At 61.1% G+C, this 17,346-nt stretch carries 18 protein-coding genes and 3 pseudogenes; 8 read left to right on the forward strand and 13 right to left on the reverse strand.

From position 1 onward, the window contains the following. Positions 1-45: 45 nt before the first annotated feature. The 9 genes and pseudogenes from L6D77_RS04000 to L6D77_RS04040 all read right to left on the reverse strand — a co-directional run. Positions 46-729, reverse strand: coding sequence for a tail fiber assembly protein (locus L6D77_RS04000; RefSeq protein ID WP_232880504.1), 684 nt, complete (start codon positions 727-729; stop codon positions 46-48). 9 nt (positions 730-738) lie between these two features. Next, positions 739-2,268, reverse strand: a complete 1,530-nt coding sequence (locus tag L6D77_RS04005; protein WP_232880503.1) for a phage tail-collar fiber domain-containing protein — start codon at positions 2,266-2,268, stop codon at positions 739-741. After that, positions 2,228-2,875 (reverse strand): annotated as a pseudogene (locus tag L6D77_RS04010) (baseplate assembly protein); the annotation flags it as partial. The pseudogene L6D77_RS04010 and the gene L6D77_RS04005, both read right to left, overlap by 41 nt. Continuing rightward, on the reverse strand, positions 2,872-3,198 hold the full coding sequence (locus L6D77_RS04015) for a GPW/gp25 family protein (RefSeq protein ID WP_232880500.1): 327 nt from the start codon (positions 3,196-3,198) through the stop codon (positions 2,872-2,874). The pseudogene L6D77_RS04010 and the gene L6D77_RS04015, both read right to left, overlap by 4 nt. A gap of 113 nt (positions 3,199-3,311) precedes the next feature. Then, positions 3,312-3,497, reverse strand: a complete 186-nt coding sequence (locus L6D77_RS04020; RefSeq protein WP_232880499.1) for a Com family DNA-binding transcriptional regulator — start codon at positions 3,495-3,497, stop codon at positions 3,312-3,314. Between the two features lie 33 nt (positions 3,498-3,530). Further along, positions 3,531-3,887 (reverse strand): annotated as a pseudogene (locus L6D77_RS04025) (phage baseplate assembly protein V); the annotation flags it as partial. A 63-nt stretch (positions 3,888-3,950) separates the two neighbouring features. Further along, positions 3,951-5,117, reverse strand: coding sequence for a phage tail sheath subtilisin-like domain-containing protein (locus tag L6D77_RS04030; RefSeq protein WP_232880494.1), 1,167 nt, complete (start codon positions 5,115-5,117; stop codon positions 3,951-3,953). 94 nt (positions 5,118-5,211) lie between these two features. Further along, entirely contained in the window at positions 5,212-5,451 is a 240-nt protein-coding gene (locus L6D77_RS04035) for a hypothetical protein (protein ID WP_232880491.1), read from the reverse strand. Then, a pseudogene (locus tag L6D77_RS04040) lies at positions 5,408-5,722 on the reverse strand (head maturation protease, ClpP-related); the annotation flags it as partial. The gene L6D77_RS04035 and the pseudogene L6D77_RS04040, both read right to left, overlap by 44 nt. On the opposite strand from L6D77_RS04040, the gene L6D77_RS04045 reads away from it, so the two are divergent. From L6D77_RS04045 to L6D77_RS04070, 6 genes are read left to right on the forward strand one after another with little or no spacing between them, the layout of a single operon-like run. Beyond that, positions 5,703-7,307 (forward strand): DNA cytosine methyltransferase, encoded by a 1,605-nt coding sequence (locus L6D77_RS04045; RefSeq protein ID WP_232880489.1) that lies wholly within the window; start codon positions 5,703-5,705, stop codon positions 7,305-7,307. The pseudogene L6D77_RS04040 and the gene L6D77_RS04045 overlap by 20 nt on opposite strands. Beyond that, on the forward strand, positions 7,304-7,825 hold the full coding sequence (locus tag L6D77_RS04050) for a hypothetical protein (RefSeq protein WP_232880486.1): 522 nt from the start codon (positions 7,304-7,306) through the stop codon (positions 7,823-7,825). Before L6D77_RS04045 ends, L6D77_RS04050 begins: the two co-directional genes overlap by 4 nt. Next, the gene (locus L6D77_RS04055) at positions 7,822-8,364 is read left to right on the forward strand and encodes a hypothetical protein (protein WP_232880484.1); all 543 of its coding nucleotides are present in this window, start codon (positions 7,822-7,824) and stop codon (positions 8,362-8,364) included. The genes L6D77_RS04050 and L6D77_RS04055 overlap by 4 nt, the downstream gene beginning before the upstream one ends. Further along, on the forward strand, positions 8,352-9,122 hold the full coding sequence (locus L6D77_RS04060) for a hypothetical protein (RefSeq protein ID WP_373870565.1): 771 nt from the start codon (positions 8,352-8,354) through the stop codon (positions 9,120-9,122). The genes L6D77_RS04055 and L6D77_RS04060 overlap by 13 nt, the downstream gene beginning before the upstream one ends. Further along, positions 9,119-9,310 (forward strand): excisionase, encoded by a 192-nt coding sequence (locus L6D77_RS04065; protein WP_232880479.1) that lies wholly within the window; start codon positions 9,119-9,121, stop codon positions 9,308-9,310. The genes L6D77_RS04060 and L6D77_RS04065 overlap by 4 nt, the downstream gene beginning before the upstream one ends. Then, positions 9,280-10,521: a site-specific integrase gene (locus L6D77_RS04070; RefSeq protein ID WP_232880477.1), complete on the forward strand. Its 1,242-nt coding sequence runs from the start codon at positions 9,280-9,282 to the stop codon at positions 10,519-10,521. Before L6D77_RS04065 ends, L6D77_RS04070 begins: the two co-directional genes overlap by 31 nt. Positions 10,522-10,549: 28 nt before the next feature. Here L6D77_RS04070 and L6D77_RS04075 read toward each other — a convergent pair whose 3' ends face one another. From L6D77_RS04075 to L6D77_RS04085, 3 genes are read right to left on the reverse strand one after another with little or no spacing between them, the layout of a single operon-like run. Next, on the reverse strand, positions 10,550-11,038 hold the full coding sequence (locus L6D77_RS04075) for a hypothetical protein (protein ID WP_232880474.1): 489 nt from the start codon (positions 11,036-11,038) through the stop codon (positions 10,550-10,552). A gap of 3 nt (positions 11,039-11,041) precedes the next feature. Continuing rightward, entirely contained in the window at positions 11,042-11,362 is a 321-nt protein-coding gene (locus L6D77_RS04080; protein ID WP_232880471.1) for an STAS-like domain-containing protein, read from the reverse strand. Next, positions 11,355-12,197 carry a hypothetical protein gene (locus L6D77_RS04085; RefSeq protein ID WP_232880468.1) on the reverse strand — a complete coding sequence of 281 codons (843 nt, stop codon included), beginning with the start codon at positions 12,195-12,197 and terminating at the stop codon, positions 11,355-11,357. Before L6D77_RS04085 ends, L6D77_RS04080 begins: the two co-directional genes overlap by 8 nt. Before the next feature lie 543 nt (positions 12,198-12,740). Between L6D77_RS04085 and mutS the strand changes: the two genes are divergently transcribed. Beyond that, the gene (gene mutS, locus L6D77_RS04090; RefSeq protein WP_232881038.1) at positions 12,741-15,314 is read left to right on the forward strand and encodes a DNA mismatch repair protein MutS; all 2,574 of its coding nucleotides are present in this window, start codon (positions 12,741-12,743) and stop codon (positions 15,312-15,314) included. Positions 15,315-15,453: 139 nt separating this feature from the next. Next, positions 15,454-15,777 (forward strand): ferredoxin FdxA, encoded by a 324-nt coding sequence (gene fdxA, locus L6D77_RS04095; protein ID WP_016392282.1) that lies wholly within the window; start codon positions 15,454-15,456, stop codon positions 15,775-15,777. A 468-nt stretch (positions 15,778-16,245) separates the two neighbouring features. On the opposite strand, the gene rpoS is transcribed toward fdxA, so the two are convergent. Next, positions 16,246-17,253: an RNA polymerase sigma factor RpoS gene (gene rpoS, locus L6D77_RS04100; protein ID WP_232880465.1), complete on the reverse strand. Its 1,008-nt coding sequence runs from the start codon at positions 17,251-17,253 to the stop codon at positions 16,246-16,248. Positions 17,254-17,346: the final 93 nt, after the last annotated feature.

Genomic DNA, 17,346 nt, shown 5'->3' on the forward strand with positions numbered 1-17,346 from the left:
CTTGGGGTGCAGCGGATAAGAAGACGCCCCGACGGTGCGGGGCGTTTATGAAAGGTCGGCTTGCTCGAAGCCTTGGGCAGTCAGCCAGTCGTTGGCGGCGGCTTCGTCCGGACTGGTCGGCCAGGCGTCGGCCGCTGTGGCCTGGGCGCTGACATCAAGCCGGTTCAGTTCGACTCGGTAGCGTTTCCAGGCCGTGAGCGTGGCCGCCTCGTCAGCGCTGGCCATGTCTAGGGCGACAGCGTCTTGCAAGGTGGCGATGCGCAGTGTGGCGTAGCGCACCAGCAACGACTGTTTACGCGCGCTCGCCAGACGCAGCGCCTCGTGCCGGGCTGCCTCGTCGATGCCCCACTGGCCGTCCTGCCAGATCGCGAAGCGCAAGGGCGGCGCCTGCAGCGTCAAGCCTTCGGGCAATTCGCCCAATGACGTCCAGGTAATGGCCTCGCCATTGTCAGTGCGATACACCGGTGCCCCTCGGTGATCGGCAACCAGTGCCCAACGGCTGCCACCTTGGGCAGCCACGGCAGCAAAGCCTGGCTTGATGTTCGGCGGCTGGATCGGATAACTGTGGGCCGCAAGCAGCCACACCCCGGGTTCAAGCGGGCTAGGGTCTGCCGCAGAGGTGCCCAGGAATTCGCCACTGTCGGGGTGTACGTTGCACACCGTCGGCGCGATGACGCTGGTGTGCTGCCACCATGGCGCCGCAGCGCCGTTGTTGATTTCATCGGTCATGGGTCACTCTCAATACTTGATGCAGGCCAGATAGGCCCGGTTGAACGGCCTGGCTTCGTTGCCACCGCTGGGGTTGGTTACGAAGGTGTGGGCATGGGCCGGCGCCGTGTCGGAAATGGCGGGTGCGATGCCATCGCCCATTTCGTCGCCCAGCACGGCATTGCCGCCGGTAGTCACCATGGCCGCAGTGATTCGCTCGCGCGTCAGGTATGTCACGTGCGAGTGCGCGCCCGCCGCCGAGGTCCCCCCGGAGTGAGCGTGTTCGATGTTCTGGCTGCCCTGGTCGGTGAACAGGAGGCGACCGGGGTCGACGTTGCGGCCATCGGACCAGCCGCGATCGAAGTAGCCCCGGTCATCGGGCAGGTTGAAGGTGGTCGAGCCATCACCGGCGCCGAACTGGGTACCGATGACTGCAAACAACCGTGCATAGGTCACCCGCGACACTGCCGCGCCATTGCGCTTCAGCCAGCCTGCCGGCGGCGTGCTCATGGCGAAGTGGGCGACATGGCCAGCGGTCAGGCCGGCAATGGCGTTCACCTGTTCGACGGTGGCCTTCCTCGACAACTCGTTGACCATCGTGGCGGCAAAATTCGGGTCATTGCCGATGGCCGCCGCCAGTTCGTTGAGCTGATCCAGCGCCGCCGGCGCCGACCCGACCAGGGCTGCCACCGCATCCGTCACGGCCTTGGAGACTTCACCCTTGGTGAAGACTTCGCTCTTGGTGTACACATCAGTGATGCCATAACCCGCCACGGTGCTCGGATTGCTCGCCGCCACAACCCGACCGTACTTGTCGACCTGCACACTTCTGTAGGTATCTGCTGTTACCCCGGTACGACCGAAGGCCATTTCGAAGGCCAGCGCCGACACACCCAAGGTAATCGGCGCATCGCTCACCAGCTGCCAGGCACTGTCAGCGTTGGCCATGCCCTTTTCGACCAGTACGAACAGGCCCGGGTTGACCTTGGCGCCGGTGTCCGCATCAGGGCAGCGGGTCCACGGGCCACCCGCAACGACCTGATACAGCCCGTTGTCCTTGGCCGCTGCCTGGTCCTTGACCAGCACTCGAGCCCCTGCCTGCAGCGCAATGCCGTCCACCGCCTGCAGCCCGCTCAGGGTGATGGCCGCGGTGGTCGCAACCAGCACCGAGTGCTTGAAGTCCTGCTTGGCCAATTCCTCGGTCACCCACTCTCGGGTGGCGAGGACCACGGCTGGGTCGATCTTCAGCTGCACGTTGCTGGCACTGCTGACCACCAGGTTCATGCGAACGACCTGAGTCCGCCCCGAGCCCTGGTTGAGCAGCGGCTTGTAGGTGGGCGCGCAGTTGGCCACGGCAATCATGTCGCCATCGGAGTCATACAGCGCGATCTCGCGGATCCAGCGGCCACCGACCTCAGCCGGGATGACCTGCTCGGCGATGATGATTGCGCTGTTCTTGTCATCCACCTTGAGCTGGTTCAAGGGGGCACGGCGCCATTCGTTGATCAGGCTGGTCTGGGTGGCGTTGGGCGTGGGGTCGGTACGGCAGGATCTCGGCACTGCGCACCGTCACCCGGTCGGCGACCGGGCGAACATCATCGTCGCTGAGGTAGGCCGCGACCTGGGCCAACAGTCCGGGGCTGGCGGTGCCGTCACCGTCCAGGCTGAGCACGGTGATGTCCACCACCGCGGGCGACGGGCTTTCCGCGGTGGCGTCGGCCACCTGCCCCGATGCGTTGCGGGCATGCAGGATGTAGCTGTTGCGCGGGCCGGCGGTAGTCAGGCCTTCATAGACCAGCTGCACCCGCTCGCGCAGGGCATCGTCGGACTCGAACGCCGCCTCGACCGGTGGCACACTGCTCTGGTTCGCCGCCCGGATCACCAGCCGTTGCAGGCCGACATTGGCGGCCAGGTGTTCAAGGTCGCTGCCTTCGGCGTAAGCCAGCAGCAACGCCTTGGCGGCATCGTTGATCCGCGCCCGATTGAGCAGCGTGCGGTAGGCCCCCACCTCCAGCAGCTTGGTGACCGGATCGCTTTCCAGGGAGGCGGTCCAGCGTTCGCCCAACAGGGTACGAAAGCTGGTCTGGTCCTCTCTGTACACCGCCTCGAAATCAAGGTCTTCAAGCAGTTGCGGGGCTGGCAGTTTGGACAGGTCGACCTGGCTCATACGGTCACCTCCACCAGCACTTCGTCACCCAGATAGCGACCGCCCAACGCCAGGTTGACCTGGCCGTCGAGCACTGCCACCACCCTGACCCGCTCCAGTGCCAGGCGGGGTTCCCAGCGACCGAGCGCCCGGGCGACTTCGGCCTGCACGGCGCTTTTCCAGCCGTCATTGACCGGCAGGTCGACGTAGCGGCGCAACTGGCTGCCGTAGTCGGGGCGCATGCGTCGGCTGCCCAGCGGCGTGCCGAGGATGTCTTCGATGGATTGACGCAAGTGAGCGATGCCGCTCAAGGGCTGCCCCGTTCGGCGGTCCATGCCGATCATGGTGCACCTCCGGTATCGGGCACATCCCGCAGTTGGATATGCATGGCGTTCTCCAGATGTGAGAAAGCCTGCGTCGTTGCTTGCAGTGCAGGTGAGCACACAAGGCCGGCAGGCTATCGAGTCGAAAGAAGGGGCGCAGCGGGCTGCGCCGGCAAGTCGCTCCCAGGCGATCGCTCGAGGCTCGTGGCCTTCGCATGATTGAGTGTTCCGCAACGGGAACATTTGATCTGGAGCTCGATGAAGCCAGCGGTACGGGCGAGTAACCGCGCGCAGTTGCCACAACGAAAGTCCTTGAGCATCGGTGTGCCTCCCTGGCAGCGGTTGGAGTGGATTCAATGCTTGTGATTGGCGGTATTGCCCGCCGTATCGATGATTCGCCCGCCACCGTTGATATCGCCGCTGACCGTCAACGCGCCGTTGATGGCGACAGTGCCGGTCAAGGTGATCGAGGCGGCATCCAGCGTAATGGCGTTGTCGCTGACCACGAGCGTGGTTGCGCCGACCTGGACGGTTGCCTTGCCACTGGGCAACTGAATGTCGTAGCGCCGGGCCTGCCAGTCGTAGCTCAGTGAACCTCCGTCGTCGAAACGCCAGACCTCGACGTGCTCGCGGTTGTCCGGGGCCCCGCCGGCGTTGCCATACAACCCTGGCACGAAGGTGCCCTGGGCCGGCTCGCCCTGAAAGCTAACGCCATCCACGAACAGGTTCAGGTTGGCCAGGGTTTCGGGAATCATTGCCATGTGCTTCGCTCCTTAAGCGACGGTGTCGAGGACTTCGGACAGGAATTGCTTGGTGATCTCGACGCGGAAGTTGGGGTTCTCAGCCGGCGGCACGTCGGTAAAGCGGATGTTCCAGTACACCTTGCCCTGCTCCAGCTGGCTGGCCGTGTTGAGCACTTGGTCGGCGTAGACTTCAAAGTTGATGATTGCGCCCTGATTTTTCAGGTCGCGCATGAACGCCTGCAGGCCCTCGGTCACGTCCTTGACGTACGTGGCCGTGATGGAGCGATCGACCGCCCACTTGTGCCCGTAGAGGATCGCGTCCATCACGATGTCCATGGTCCGCACGCGGGTGACGAACGCCCACTTCGGATCGCTCGACAGCGTGCGGTTGCCCCACAGGCGGTAGCCGTCGTCGCGGATGATGGTGGTCACGTTGGCGTTGTTCAGCAGGTTGGCGCGGCAGGTCTCGTCGCCATCGAGGAACTCGATGGGCCGCGAGGTACCGGTGATGCCGACGAACTCCTTGTTCGAGGGCGAGGCCCAGAAGCCGTACTCGGCGTCGGTCCAAGCGAACAGGCCGGCAACCCAGGCCGAGCTGGGCGCGTTCACCGTCGCGCTGACGTCGGTGTCCCACAGCTGCACGCCAGGATCGACCAGGTAAGCACGCTTGGCACCGAATTCGCCGGCATAGGCGATCGCCGCCTCGTCGGTGGTGTTCGGGCCATCGATGATGGCGATGCCGCGCAGCTTGTCGGCCAAGGCCACCAGCGCGGTGCCGACGGCCTGGGTGGCGCTGTGCTTCGGCGTGACCAGCAGCCGCGGCTGGGCGTTGAAACGGCTCTTGCCGTCGAGCAGTGCCTGCAGGCCTGTACGCTGCCCGCCCGCCTTCACACCGCCGATGATCGCCGAGGTCTGCTCGGCAGCATCTTCGAGCTTGGCCACACCGCAGGCGACGATCACCGCCTTGGCGCGTGTGTAGATGGCGCGGCAGGCCTTGGTGATCGCGGCGTTCTCGCCAAAGGCTGCCACCGCCTCGCGCTCGCTGGTGATCAGCACCAGGTCGTTGGCTTTGGCGGTGACGCCAGGCCCTTCAGTGAAGGTATCGACCAGGCCGATGATCGAGGACGACGGCAACGCGATCGAGCGCGCTCCGGTGTCGACGTTCGTTACGGTAACGCCGTGGAAAAAACCGCTCATACAAAGTCTCCAGATACGAAAAAGCCCCGCAATGCGGGGCCTGGGTGCAGCGGAAAAGAAAACGCCCTGTCAGTGCAGGGCGTCATTGAACCCACTACAAGGCAAGCGCCTGGTCGAGCGTGAGGGCCGACAGCTCAACGAACGAAAGCCCACTCAAATCGCACTCCGGCACATCACGCAAAGCCTTCTTCTGCTCAGCAATGACAGTGGTATCGCTCCCAGTTTCCAGCGCACGCACATATGCAATGTCCAGCTCAGCAAGCCTAGGGTCACGCTCCTGGCGAAGCCGGTCACGCACGATGGTTTCGGCCTTTTCGCGGTTGATCGTGATCACGCCTCACCCCCTTGGGTAGTTGCGCCCTGACCTTCTCCGGCTCGTCATCGGCCGGCGGCAAACTGTTGTTGATCTCGAAGCCCTTGCCGGCGCTGACCAGCTTCTCGAACAACCGCGCCCGCACCGCTTCGGCATCCAGGCCGGCGGCTACGTATTCCTTGGTCAATTCAGGCAAGCGCGCCGCGACGCAGAGATCGTGAACCCCCTTGGCCTTCGTCAGCGCGGCTTGCACCGTCGCCTTGTCGGCCAGCTTGGTCGAAGCGATCGTCGGCAACCTGCAGGCCGACTGGCAGTGCATTGGCGGCGTCGATGTCGACCCCGCCGGGCTGGCTGACTTCGAGCGCTTGTCTGGCGTGAAGGGAACACTGATCGATCTTTTCACCCGCGACCAATACATCCGCTTCCATGGCAAAGAACCGCCACCAGGATGGCGGGAAGCCACGCCGGAGGACATCCGCCGCGCTGCTGGCGGACAGCGTCCCGATGCCGTGTTCATCAGCTCTCCGTGCAAGGGCGCAAGTGGCCTGTTGTCCGAGTCGATGAGCCTCACTCCCAAGTACCAAGCCCTGAACGAACTGACCTTGCGCTGCATCTGGCTGTTCGGCGAGGCCTGGAAGGATGACCCCGTGCCGCTGCTGGTGTTCGAGAACGTCCCCCGCCTGGCCAGCCGCGGCCGACACCTGCTGGACCAGATCGGCGCACTGCTCAGCCACTTCGGCTATGCGGTTGCCGAGACTACCCACGACTGCGGGGTGATCGGTGGTCTGGCTCAGAGCCGCAAACGCTTCCTGCTGGTAGCTCGCCACGTCGAGAAAGTGCCACCGTTCCTGTACGAGCCAGAGAAGAAGAACCTACGCGCTGTCGGCGATGTCCTCGGGCGCATGCCGCTGGCCGGCGATATCGAACAGGCCGGCCCGATGCACCGGGTACCGGCCCTGCAGTGGAAGACCTGGGTTCGCCTGGCCCTGGTCGAAGCAGGCAAAGACTGGCGCAGCCTGAACGACCTGTCGATCGAGGATGGCTACCTGCGCGACCTGATCATCGTGCCCCAGTTTCGCGACGGCTTCCTGGGCGTACACGACTGGGCCGAGTCGGCTGGCACCGTGGCGGCCCGCAGCGGGCCAACCAATGGCAAGTTCTCGGTTGCCGACCCGCGAGCCAAGGCCGGGGCCCTGCAGTACCAGCAGTACGGCGTGCGGCGCTGGCAAGACACCAGCGGCGCTGTGATAGGCGTCAAGAGCCCAGGCCAAGGGACGTTCAGCGTTGCTGACCCTCGGCGGGCGGGTAACGGCTTCGGCAAGTACCTGGTAACACCATACGCCAGCTCGGCCGGCACAGTGATCGCCGGAAGCACCACTGGGCAAGGCGCATTCGCTGTTCAGGACCCGCGCCCGGGCATGCGTCGCACCAAGGGAGATGCCTACCTGACCGGTGGCCATTACGGCGTGGTCCCATGGTCTGGCCCGGCCGGCGCGGTCTCCGCCAGCGCCATGCACGACAACGGGCGCTGGAGCGTTGCAGATCCACGCCTACCAGAAGCAAACGACCGCCTCACCTGCGTTATCGAATCGCTCGACGGCACCTGGCACCGGCCTTTCACCACCCTGGAACTGGCTGCTCTGCAAAGCCTGGTGGAGCCCGAGGAACAACTGGAACTCGATGGCCTGAGTGATCAGGCCTGGCGCGAGCGAATCGGTAATGCGGTGCCGCCGGCCGCAGCGGAAGCAATTGCCCACGTGATGGGCACCACCTTGCTCCTGGCTGCCCAGGGCGAAACCTTCATGCTCAGCAGCATACCGATCTGGGTCCGCCCCATTGCCGTGGGCCTGAGCGTCGCACAGCGGGAGGCAGCATGAGCCGCACTCAACACATCATCTTCACCGCGACCTCGCTTGAGCACGCACTTTCATCAGTTCGCCACCTCCACGACATGAGCACAGAGCTGATCGCCCAAGAGGTGTTCCGGCAGATGTCGGAGCTAGCCGCTTATCGACTGACACCAATGACCATCTGGTGTGGCTCAGGCGGGCTGTACCAATCAAAGCTAGATGCGACCCGTAACGGCGAGCAACAGATCGACTCAGCCATTCTGGTCGAAACTCCGGATCTCGCAGATCTGGCCGTCGACATGAACGACGCGCAGGACGCCATGAGGGCAGCTGACTTTGCCAATCGCCGATACTCCGCAGCAGTCCAGCACACATACCCCAAGGGGGCCAAAGTGCTGGCCGATGTAGGAGGCCATCTCATTACCGTGGAAATCACTGGTCACGGTGCTTATTGGAGCAGGCCAGGCGAGCTTTTCGGCACCAATGTGAAAACCGGGAAGGCCAGGCACTTCCACCATAGACATGTTCTGGAGGTGCAGCCATGAACAACACCAATCAAATGCTCTGCGTGCCCCGCGAACTTTTGGAGCAAGCCCTCGACGCAGCAGCTGCAGTTGGCATGCAGGACGTTGCTGACGAACTGGATCGCATCCTGACGCCAACGGCCAAGCAGCACGGGGTAGGGCCAGTGGCGTTGCCTGCGCGAATGCCAACCGGAAACATCACAGAACCCCACCATCCGTGGGCGCCTGGCGTGCGTGAAGGCTGGAACAAGTGCTTGGATGAAGTCGCCAAACTCGGGCCACTCTTCGCCCGCCCCCATCTCGCCGAGCAGGATGCGCTGCTGCCACCGGTGGAGGGCAACCTTCTCCCATCAATCGGCAGCGAAGCGCTGATCTACCTTGCTCGCGAAAACAAGTGGGTAGAGCACACCGTGGTCGGCTATTACGTTTGGGAAAACCATCGCCCGGACCCAAGCGTGCACCGCGTTTTCGTTCGCGTTCGCGACCACCAGGGCCACCTAAACGCACGCATGCTTGGCGATATACGCCCGGTCGACGCCGCTCTGGAGTGCAAGCCATGAAAGAGCGCCCAATCCTATTCAACGGCACCATGATCCGCGCGCTGCTGGAAGGCCGGAAGACGGTCACGCGCCGGGCGGTCAAGCATCAGCCTGGCGTACCGGTAACCGACGCAATCCCGCGCCGTGACTATCCTCACGGTCCCGCAACCGTTAATTGGTACTGGAGGCCCAAGCATGGTCACTTGAACAGAGTGCCCAGCAATGGCTGGGAGTTCAAATGCCCATTCGGCCAGCCAGGCGACCGCCTGTGGGTGCGCGAAAGCTGGCAAGACGTTCATCCCGTACAGGTGGCGGACGGCCGCTACTCACAAGCTGGACAAGCAGGTATTCCTGGCCCGCCCGGCGTCACCTACCGAACAATCTATCGAGCTGACGGGCCTTACCCAGTGGTCTATCACAGCCATGCCCACCCCTACCGCTGTCTGCAGCCCGACCCAGAACACGGCAGCAACTGGGCAGCCGAGAATGGCTACACGGGCTGGACCCCGAGCATCCATATGCCACGCTGGGCCAGCCGCATGCTTCTTGAAATCACCGACGTGCGCGTTGAACGCCTGCAGGCAATCACACCTGACCAGGCGGTAGCTGAAGGGGTCGACGGCGAGATCTGCCGCCAGCACCTGGAGACATCACCTGTCCGACACCTGTGCCGGGAAGCGGAAATCCTTGGGTTTGCGGGCCTCTGGAATTCAACGGGTGGCGACTGGGATGCCAATCCCTGGGTCTGGGTGGTCGAATTCAAGAGGGTGACGCTATGAGCCCGCGCTGGGTATTGATCAACCGTGCCGCCGAGCTCACCGGCTACTCCGAAGACGCAATTCGGCACAAGGTGAAGAACGGGACCTGGGCACAGGGCCGAATCTGGCGAAAGGCGCCCGACGGCCGCATTACCATCAACATTGCTGAGTACGACAAGTGGGCCGAGAGCGCATCACAAGTGGCCTAGAGGCCGAGCTGGCCAAACACACTGGCATCGAGATACACGGCGGCAACTTGCGGATCGTCTTCATGTGGCGCCGCATCCGCTGCCGTGAGTCCCTTGGCCTGCCGGTGACCAAGGCCAACATCAAACACGCCGCCCTGCTCAGGGCGGCAATTCTTCATGAGATCAAGACCAACACCTTCGAGTACGGGCGCCACTTCCCGAACTCGAAGCATGCCGGGAACTACAGCAGCGCGAAGGACGAGCGCCTGGAAGCCTTAGCGGAACGCTACAAGCCGCTCAAGGCGATCGACATCACCCCCATGACTGAGGAGAAATATGCCTACGCCATCGATATATGCGTCGAGCTGGTGGGTAAGGATCGACTGGCAGGCGTCCTGCTGCCCGAGGATATCCACTTACTCCGCGCACGACTGATTGAGACCCGCGCACCATCGACCGCCAACCATTACTTGGCCACCTTCGCCGGCTTTCTCACCTGGTGCGAGAGCAACAAGTATTGCGTGGCCGGGCTCGCTGCTGCGTGCACACGCTTTGCCATGAGCGAGAAAGAGCCGGATCCACTGACGCATGAAGAGTTCGACCTGCTCATAACGAAAGGCTGCCTGCACCCTCAAGATGTCGCGGCAACCACGCTTGCCATCTACACCGGCCTGAGACCTGGTGAACTCTGCGCGCTGGCCGTGGAAGACATCGACCTGCAAGCCGGAAAGATCGAAGTAACCAGGGCGATCACCGCCGACGGCACATTCAAGCTCCCCAAGACAGGCAAGCCCCGCACGGTGCTGTTGATGGAGCCCGCGATCGAGGCGTGCCGAACACTGATTGCCATCGTGGCCAAGCACCCCCAGCGGGACATTCGCGTGTACCACAACCGGCATGAATGGCGAGACGATTCGGTCACCCCACTTCTATCGCCAAGCACTCAGGCGAGGAAACGGGTAATCAATGAGTGGTTCGTTTCAACCGCGTGGAATACCAAGTGGGCAGGGATACAACGGCGTGCCGGAATTCGCCCGAGGCGGCCGTACCAGACCCGACACACCTACGCATGCTGGTGTCTGACAGCCCGTGGCAATCTAGCATTCATTGCGAAGCAGATGGGGCACAAAGACTTCACGATGCTGGTGGAGGTCTACGCAAAATGGATGGACGATGAATCGGAGGAGGAATTACGGCAAATCTGGGAAGGAATAAAACGCGCTCAACGGTAGCTGGATTAGTAAAGCCCGCAACGCGGGCTTATTTTTGAAACGTTTTAGCGTAAGCAGCCTCTAACGAGGCAATCAACTCTGCAAACGCAACATTAACTTGATAAATTGTGACGCAGTCGGGCGCAAGCGCAGTTTTCTGTGCAGCCCTCCATGCATTATGCCCAGTCACCTTATCACGGACCACAGTCGCGTCTATGCACGCACCCTGCCCTCCTGGAAGCTTGAGATGAGAAAGGGCAGTCTCAACTCGCATGAGCGCAGGATCAATTTTTGAGCTTAATTTTTGCGCCTCAGCCTGATCGTCCGTTAAGAAATACGAAACGGAGTCACCTTGAATATCTTCTAAAAGCTTAATAGTCCTATCTAAGAATTGACGCTTCTCCTTTCGCGTCTCACGCTTATCATTATCTCTGGAAACAAAAAACCATCCAATCATGACTAGAGCCGCAGGAACCAAAACCCTAGCCAGCTCCCAGTACTCAAATTGCACCGCAACACTCGCTGCCTGATCAGCCACTCTTTAAGCTCCCCGAGCGCTATCGATGCGGCGCCATATATCATCAATATAGCTCTGCAACTCGAACTTCACTTCAAGACGCTTATGTAGATCTTTAGCGGTAAATCCATGATTCCGCACAAGTCCCGCAAAGGCTTCATCTAGAAACGAAGAACCCAATGCCAAAACACCTCGCAAATCGACGATTACCTTCGATCCGGTACTGAGTGCTGGAACCAGCACGTCCTCTCGAAACTCTTGACCTGAAAAATCACCATCATCCCTGTTACGAACGCATGGCATTTTCGTAAAAGACTGGCTCACATTGATCATAATATCACTCATTTATCCCGTCCTGACCAGCGAGATTGAAGGCCGCTACAGGGACCCTCCATTGAACCACTGTACCCATGATACTTTCTGGTTCGCTGCAACCAAAAGTTCGTGCGGTAGGGCCGTCATGATTATAGACGCCCTTATTACTGTAAATACCCAAGCTTCCCACCCTTTGGGTTGTAACCACTTTCAAAATATCCTTGAGACCTTGACCACGGTGATTAAGATTGGTTCTCGACCTTCCCAACTTCATCGCAAACTTAATAAGCTGGTGATCCTCACGCTTTTTGCCAATCATGGTCTTTACAAAATTCTCCAACTCTTCGCCACGTGTCTCGGGAAGAGAGCCAGGGATGCCAACCCCGAGATCACAGATAACTAAGAATATCTCGTCATTCTCTTGCTTCGCGAAGATCCACCACTTGGTTGGAGAATCAATCTCCATACCATCTGGCCGCTTGCTTATATACGCGTGCTCGCTGGAGTTAGCCACCGCCTCCGCCATTCCGCTATTCACGGCAATACGGAGTTCCATATTTCGACCACTAGTAAGCAAGGCTGGCAAATTGCCAACAACCGAGTCTAAGTTACCCTCAGTGCCACTCTGATAGAGCCAAACTACAACCTTCTCACTGTCAATTTTTTTAATACGAGGTGGGCATCCAAGCTTTTCCAGAATAGATACGTGCTGGAATAACTGCTCGACCACTTCATCCTCTGGGTAGGTAGCAGTTATTCTTGACTTGTACCTGGGGTCCTCCAGGAATCGCTCCAACTCCGCTATCAAGAGGATGGTTCCACAAGGTAGAAGCTGGGTCACCTTGGAAAAGTCAATGGTGACCATAGAGACATCTTCGTTGCATAGATGCTCTCTAAGCGACCTCAACGCCTCCAACAGCAACCCTCTGTGAGCTGCACGGTTCAGACTGATTTCTGCCGGCAATACAACCTTACGATTGCTGAACTTTCTATTCGTTCGATCAGAAACACGCTCGCGGGCCCTCTCGCTACGGGAGCTCGATTTAGCTTTCCGCGCGAAACGCCTCCACTCCCTGAGGGGAGCAAGCCTAGTCAACCGTTTATGGCGATTCCGTTCACATTTATCGAGGCGTCTCATACGCTAACCAAGGCAAAGAAGGGTGGACTAAAATGTGCTCAATCCTACCATGCCGATTGAGGTTTGTAGCTCCCGGAGCCCCCCCTTCTCAGCTTTGCGCAAAAGAAAAGATAGCCGGTCATGGTATGATCCCCAGCCAAGCCGGAGCTTGGTCAAAAATGCAGAGCCTGAAGCTCGATACTACTCGAGCACTGCCCGCCTTAAGGTTTTTGCCCCATAATTGCCCCACGAAACCCCGAGAAAGCTTCTAAACCGCTGATGAACAAGGCAATTTCCGATTTCTCCGCACACACCCCGATGATGCAGCAGTACTGGAAGCTGAAAAACCAGCACCTGGACCAGCTGATGTTCTACCGCATGGGCGATTTCTACGAGATCTTCTACGAAGATGCGAAGAAAGCCGCGAAACTGCTGGATATCACCCTGACCGCCCGCGGCCAGTCGGCGGGCCAGTCGATCCCCATGTGCGGGATTCCGTTCCATTCGCTGGAAGGCTACCTGGCCAAGCTGGTCAAGCTCGGCGAATCGGTGGTGATCTGCGAACAGATCGGCGACCCGGCCACCAGCAAGGGCCCGGTGGAGCGCCAGGTGGTGCGTATCATCACCCCCGGCACGATCAGCGACGAGGCCCTGCTCGACGAGCGCCGGGACAACCTGATCGCCGCCCTGCTGGGCGATGAGCGCCTGTTTGGCCTGGCGGTGCTGGACATCACCAGCGGCAACTTCAGCGTGCAGGAAATCAAGGGCTGGGAGAACCTGCTGGCGGAGCTTGAGCGCATCAACCCGGTCGAACTGCTGATCCCCGATGACTGGCCCCAGGGCCTGCCGGCCGAGAAGCGCCCGGGCGCTCGCCGCCGTGCGCCGTGGGACTTCGACCGTGACTCGGCGCGCAAGAGCCTGTGCCAGCAATTTGCAACCAAGGACCTCAAGGGCTTCGGTTGCGACAAGCTGACCCTGGCCATCGGCGCTGCCGGTTGCCTGCTGACCTACGCCAAGGAAACCCAGCGTACCGCCCTGCCCCACCTGCGCAGCCTGCGCCACGAGCGCATGGACGACACCGTCATCCTCGACGCCGCCAGCCGCCGCAACCTGGAGTTGGACATCAACCTGGCCGGTGGCCGCGACAACACCCTGCAGTCGGTGCTCGACCGTTGCCAGACCGCCATGGCCAGCCGCCTGCTGACCCGTTGGCTGAACCGCCCGCTACGCGACCTCAAAGTGCTCAAGGCGCGCCAGGACTCGATCCGTTGCCTGCTCGACGGCTACCGCTTCGAAAAGCTGCAGCCGCAGCTCAAGGAGATCGGTGACCTCGAACGCATCCTGGCGCGTATCGGCCTGCGCAACGCGCGCCCACGAGACCTTGCGCGCCTGCGCGACGCCCTCGGCGCCCTGCCCGAGCTGCAGAACGCCATGGCCGAGCTTGAGGCACCACACCTCGCGCGCCTGGCCGCCATCACCGGTACCTACCCCGAACTGGCGGGCATGCTGGAGCGGGCGATCATCGACAACCCGCCGGCGGTGATCCGCGACGGCGGCGTGCTCAAGACCGGCTACGACAGCGAGCTCGACGAGTTGCTGGCGATGAGCGAGAACGCCGGCCAGTTCCTCATCGACCTGGAAGCCCGCGAAAAAGCCCGTACGGGCCTGGCCAACCTCAAGGTCGGCTATAACCGCGTGCACGGTTACTTCATCGAACTGCCGACCAAGCAGGCCGAGCAGGCGCCGGGCGATTACATTCGTCGCCAGACGCTCAAGGGCGCCGAGCGCTTCATCACCCCCGAGCTCAAGGCTTTCGAGGACAAGGCGCTGTCGGCCAAGAGCCGCGCCCTGGCCCGCGAGAAGATGCTCTACGACGCCCTGCTCGAAACCCTGATCGGCCACCTGGCACCGCTGCAGGACAGCGCTGCCGCCCTGGCTGAACTGGACGTACTGAGCAACCTCGCAGAGCGCGCGCTGAACCTGGACCTGAACTGCCCAAGCTTCGTCGACGAACCTTGCCTGCGCATCGAGCAGGGCCGCCACCCGGTGGTCGAGCAGGTACTGACCACGCCGTTCGTGGCCAATGACCTGGGGCTCGACAACAGCACGCGCATGCTGATCATTACCGGCCCGAACATGGGCGGTAAGTCCACCTACATGCGCCAGACCGCCCTGATCGTGCTGATGGCCCATATCGGCAGCTTCGTGCCTGCCGCCCGCTGCGAGCTGTCGCTGGTCGACCGCATCTTCACCCGCATCGGCTCCAGCGATGACCTGGCCGGTGGTCGCTCGACCTTCATGGTCGAGATGAGCGAGACCGCCAACATCCTGCACAACGCCACCGACCGCAGCCTGGTACTGATGGACGAAGTGGGTCGCGGCACCAGCACGTTCGACGGCCTGTCGCTGGCCTGGGCCGCCGCCGAGCGCCTGGCCCAGCTGCGCGCCTATACGCTGTTCGCCACGCACTATTTCGAGCTGACCGTGCTGCCGGAGAGCGAGCCGCTGGTGGCCAACGTGCACCTGAACGCCACCGAGCACAACGAACGTATCGTCTTCCTGCACCACGTACTGCCTGGCCCTGCCAGCCAGAGCTACGGCCTGGCCGTGGCGCAACTGGCGGGTGTACCAGGGCCGGTGATCCAACGTGCCCGTGAGCACCTGGGCCGGTTGGAAACCACCAGCCTGCCCCATGAAACGCCGATTGCCAGCAAGAGCAAGGGCGAGCCGGGCGTGCCGCACCAAAGCGACCTGTTCGCCAGCCTTCCACACCCGGCCATCGAAAAGCTGGGTAAGCTGGACCTGGACGACATGACCCCGCGCCAAGCTATCGAAATGCTATATCAACTGAAGAACCTGTTATAACGGCCACCCAAACAAGCTGGTAGAATCCGGCGCGGTTCGCGAGCGCTGCAGGTTATTAGCCTGGCCTGCAGCCACCACCGTGAACCGCGCTGCCCTGGAAGGAAGGGCAAGCTGCCGTCGCCTGAGGAGAGAATTAGAAATGACCTTCGTCGTCACCGACAACTGCATCAAATGCAAGTACACCGACTGCGTGGAAGTCTGTCCGGTGGACTGCTTCTACGAAGGCCCGAATTTCCTGGTGATTCACCCGGACGAGTGCATCGACTGTGCACTGTGCGAGCCAGAGTGCCCGGCCCAGGCCATCTTCTCTGAAGACGAAGTGCCGGCAGGCATGGAGAACTTCATCGAGCTGAACGCCGAACTGGCGGAGATCTGGCCGAACATCACCGAGCGCAAGGACGCCCTGCCCGACGCTGAAGAGTGGGACGGCAAGCCAGGCAAGATCGCCGATCTGGAGCGCTGATCGTCCAGATACGAAAAAGGCCCGCAACGGGCCTTTTTTGATTTTCAGCGGGCAAAAAAAAGGGGCGGTATGACCCGCCCACATTTTTTCCGTAGTCCCTGTATATCCCACTCATCATCCTGATGAATCGCCTCCTGCGATGTCCTGGTACTCATCCTGAGCGCCTGTGCCTGTCCGTCGGCACAGTTCGAATACTAGCGATTCCCACGGGGTCGGCAAGCGACGAATCTCTCAAGAGATTTCAGGCGACACAATCGTTAACACCAGAAAATAGCCTAATATTCAGCTACTTAGAAAAAGTACGTCAGTGAAAACGACATTGATTTACTAACCCCTACAACGATTACTTACACAACAAGTAAGCGATCGCTTACACGCGATAGCACAAGGGTAGATAACTAAACATTTAGCCTCCACGAACAAAAACGCCCCGAGATTATCGGGGCGTTTCTTGTGGCTACGTCAGTGCTACTGGAACAAGGACTCGCTGGACAAACCGTTCTTCTCGAGGATTTCGCGCAGGCGCTTGAGGCCCTCTACCTGGATCTGCCGCACCCGCTCACGGGTCAGGCCGATCTCCAGGCCTACGTCCTCCAGGGTACTGCTTTCATGGCCACGCAAGCCGAAACGACGCACCACGACCTCACGCTGCTTGTCGGTCAACTCGCCCAGCCATTGATCGATGCTTTGCGACAGATCATCGTCCTGCAGCAACTCGCAAGGGTCGGTGGGGCGGTCATCGGTGAGCGTGTCCAGCAGCGTCTTGTCGGAGTCCGGGCCCAGCGAGACGTCCACCGACGAGACCCGCTCGTTGAGACCGAGCATGCGCTTGACCTCGGCAACCGGCTTCTCCAGCAGGTTGGCGATCTCTTCCGGCGACGGCTCATGGTCGAGCTTCTGCGTCAGCTCCCGCGCAGCACGCAGGTAGACGTTGAGCTCCTTGACCACGTGAATCGGCAGGCGGATGGTGCGGGTCTGGTTCATGATCGCCCGCTCGATGGTCTGGCGGATCCACCAGGTGGCATAGGTCGAGAAGCGGAAGCCGCGCTCGGGGTCGAACTTCTCGACCGCACGAATCAGGCCCAGGTTGCCTTCCTCGATGAGGTCGAGCAGCGACAGGCCACGATTGACGTAACGACGAGCGATCTTCACCACCAGGCGCAGGTTGCTTTCGATCATGCGCTTGCGCCCTGCGGGGTCGCCTTTCTGCGACAGGCGCGCGAAATGCACTTCTTCCTCTGGCGAGAGCAAAGGCGAGAAGCCGATTTCGTTGAGATACAGCTGGGTGGCATCGAGCGCCCGGCTGTAATCGATGTACTTGTGCTGCTTGAGCGATGCGCTCTGTTTCGACTTGGTCCGAACCGAAGGTACAGCAGGTTCGTCTGACACCACATCCGTTTCCAAAACGATGCCCGTCTCCATCAGGAGGAGCTCATCGTCGATGTCAAACTCCGGCACTTCTTTACTGAGAGCCATTGTTATAGTCCTTTGCTGAGTTCGAACTCAGACTCGAGCGTCACCTCTCCGTGGCAGCGCTGGAGCCTGTCCCCTCTACGTCGGAGGAACAGG

It is taken from the genome of Pseudomonas parasichuanensis, from assembly GCF_021601385.1.
GTDB classification, from domain to species: Bacteria; Pseudomonadota; Gammaproteobacteria; order Pseudomonadales; family Pseudomonadaceae; genus Aquipseudomonas; species Aquipseudomonas parasichuanensis.

What these genes read in the sequence shown, in the direction of transcription:
- L6D77_RS04000 (WP_232880504.1), bottom strand. Translation starts at nt 729, where the DNA reads ATGACCGATGAAATCAACAACGGCGCTGCGGCGCCATGGTGGCAGCAC.
- L6D77_RS04015 (WP_232880500.1), bottom strand. Translation starts at nt 3,198, where the DNA reads ATGATCGGCATGGACCGCCGAACGGGGCAGCCCTTGAGCGGCATCGCT.
- L6D77_RS04020 (WP_232880499.1), bottom strand. Translation starts at nt 3,497, where the DNA reads ATGCTCAAGGACTTTCGTTGTGGCAACTGCGCGCGGTTACTCGCCCGT.
- L6D77_RS04030 (WP_232880494.1), bottom strand. Translation starts at nt 5,117, where the DNA reads ATGAGCGGTTTTTTCCACGGCGTTACCGTAACGAACGTCGACACCGGA.
- L6D77_RS04050 (WP_232880486.1), top strand. Translation starts at nt 7,304, where the DNA reads ATGAGCCGCACTCAACACATCATCTTCACCGCGACCTCGCTTGAGCAC.
- L6D77_RS04055 (WP_232880484.1), top strand. Translation starts at nt 7,822, where the DNA reads ATGAACAACACCAATCAAATGCTCTGCGTGCCCCGCGAACTTTTGGAG.
- L6D77_RS04065 (WP_232880479.1), top strand. Translation starts at nt 9,119, where the DNA reads ATGAGCCCGCGCTGGGTATTGATCAACCGTGCCGCCGAGCTCACCGGC.
- L6D77_RS04080 (WP_232880471.1), bottom strand. Translation starts at nt 11,362, where the DNA reads ATGAGTGATATTATGATCAATGTGAGCCAGTCTTTTACGAAAATGCCA.
- L6D77_RS04085 (WP_232880468.1), bottom strand. Translation starts at nt 12,197, where the DNA reads ATGGTCACCATTGACTTTTCCAAGGTGACCCAGCTTCTACCTTGTGGA.
- fdxA (WP_016392282.1), top strand. Translation starts at nt 15,454, where the DNA reads ATGACCTTCGTCGTCACCGACAACTGCATCAAATGCAAGTACACCGAC.
- rpoS (WP_232880465.1), bottom strand. Translation starts at nt 17,253, where the DNA reads ATGGCTCTCAGTAAAGAAGTGCCGGAGTTTGACATCGACGATGAGCTC.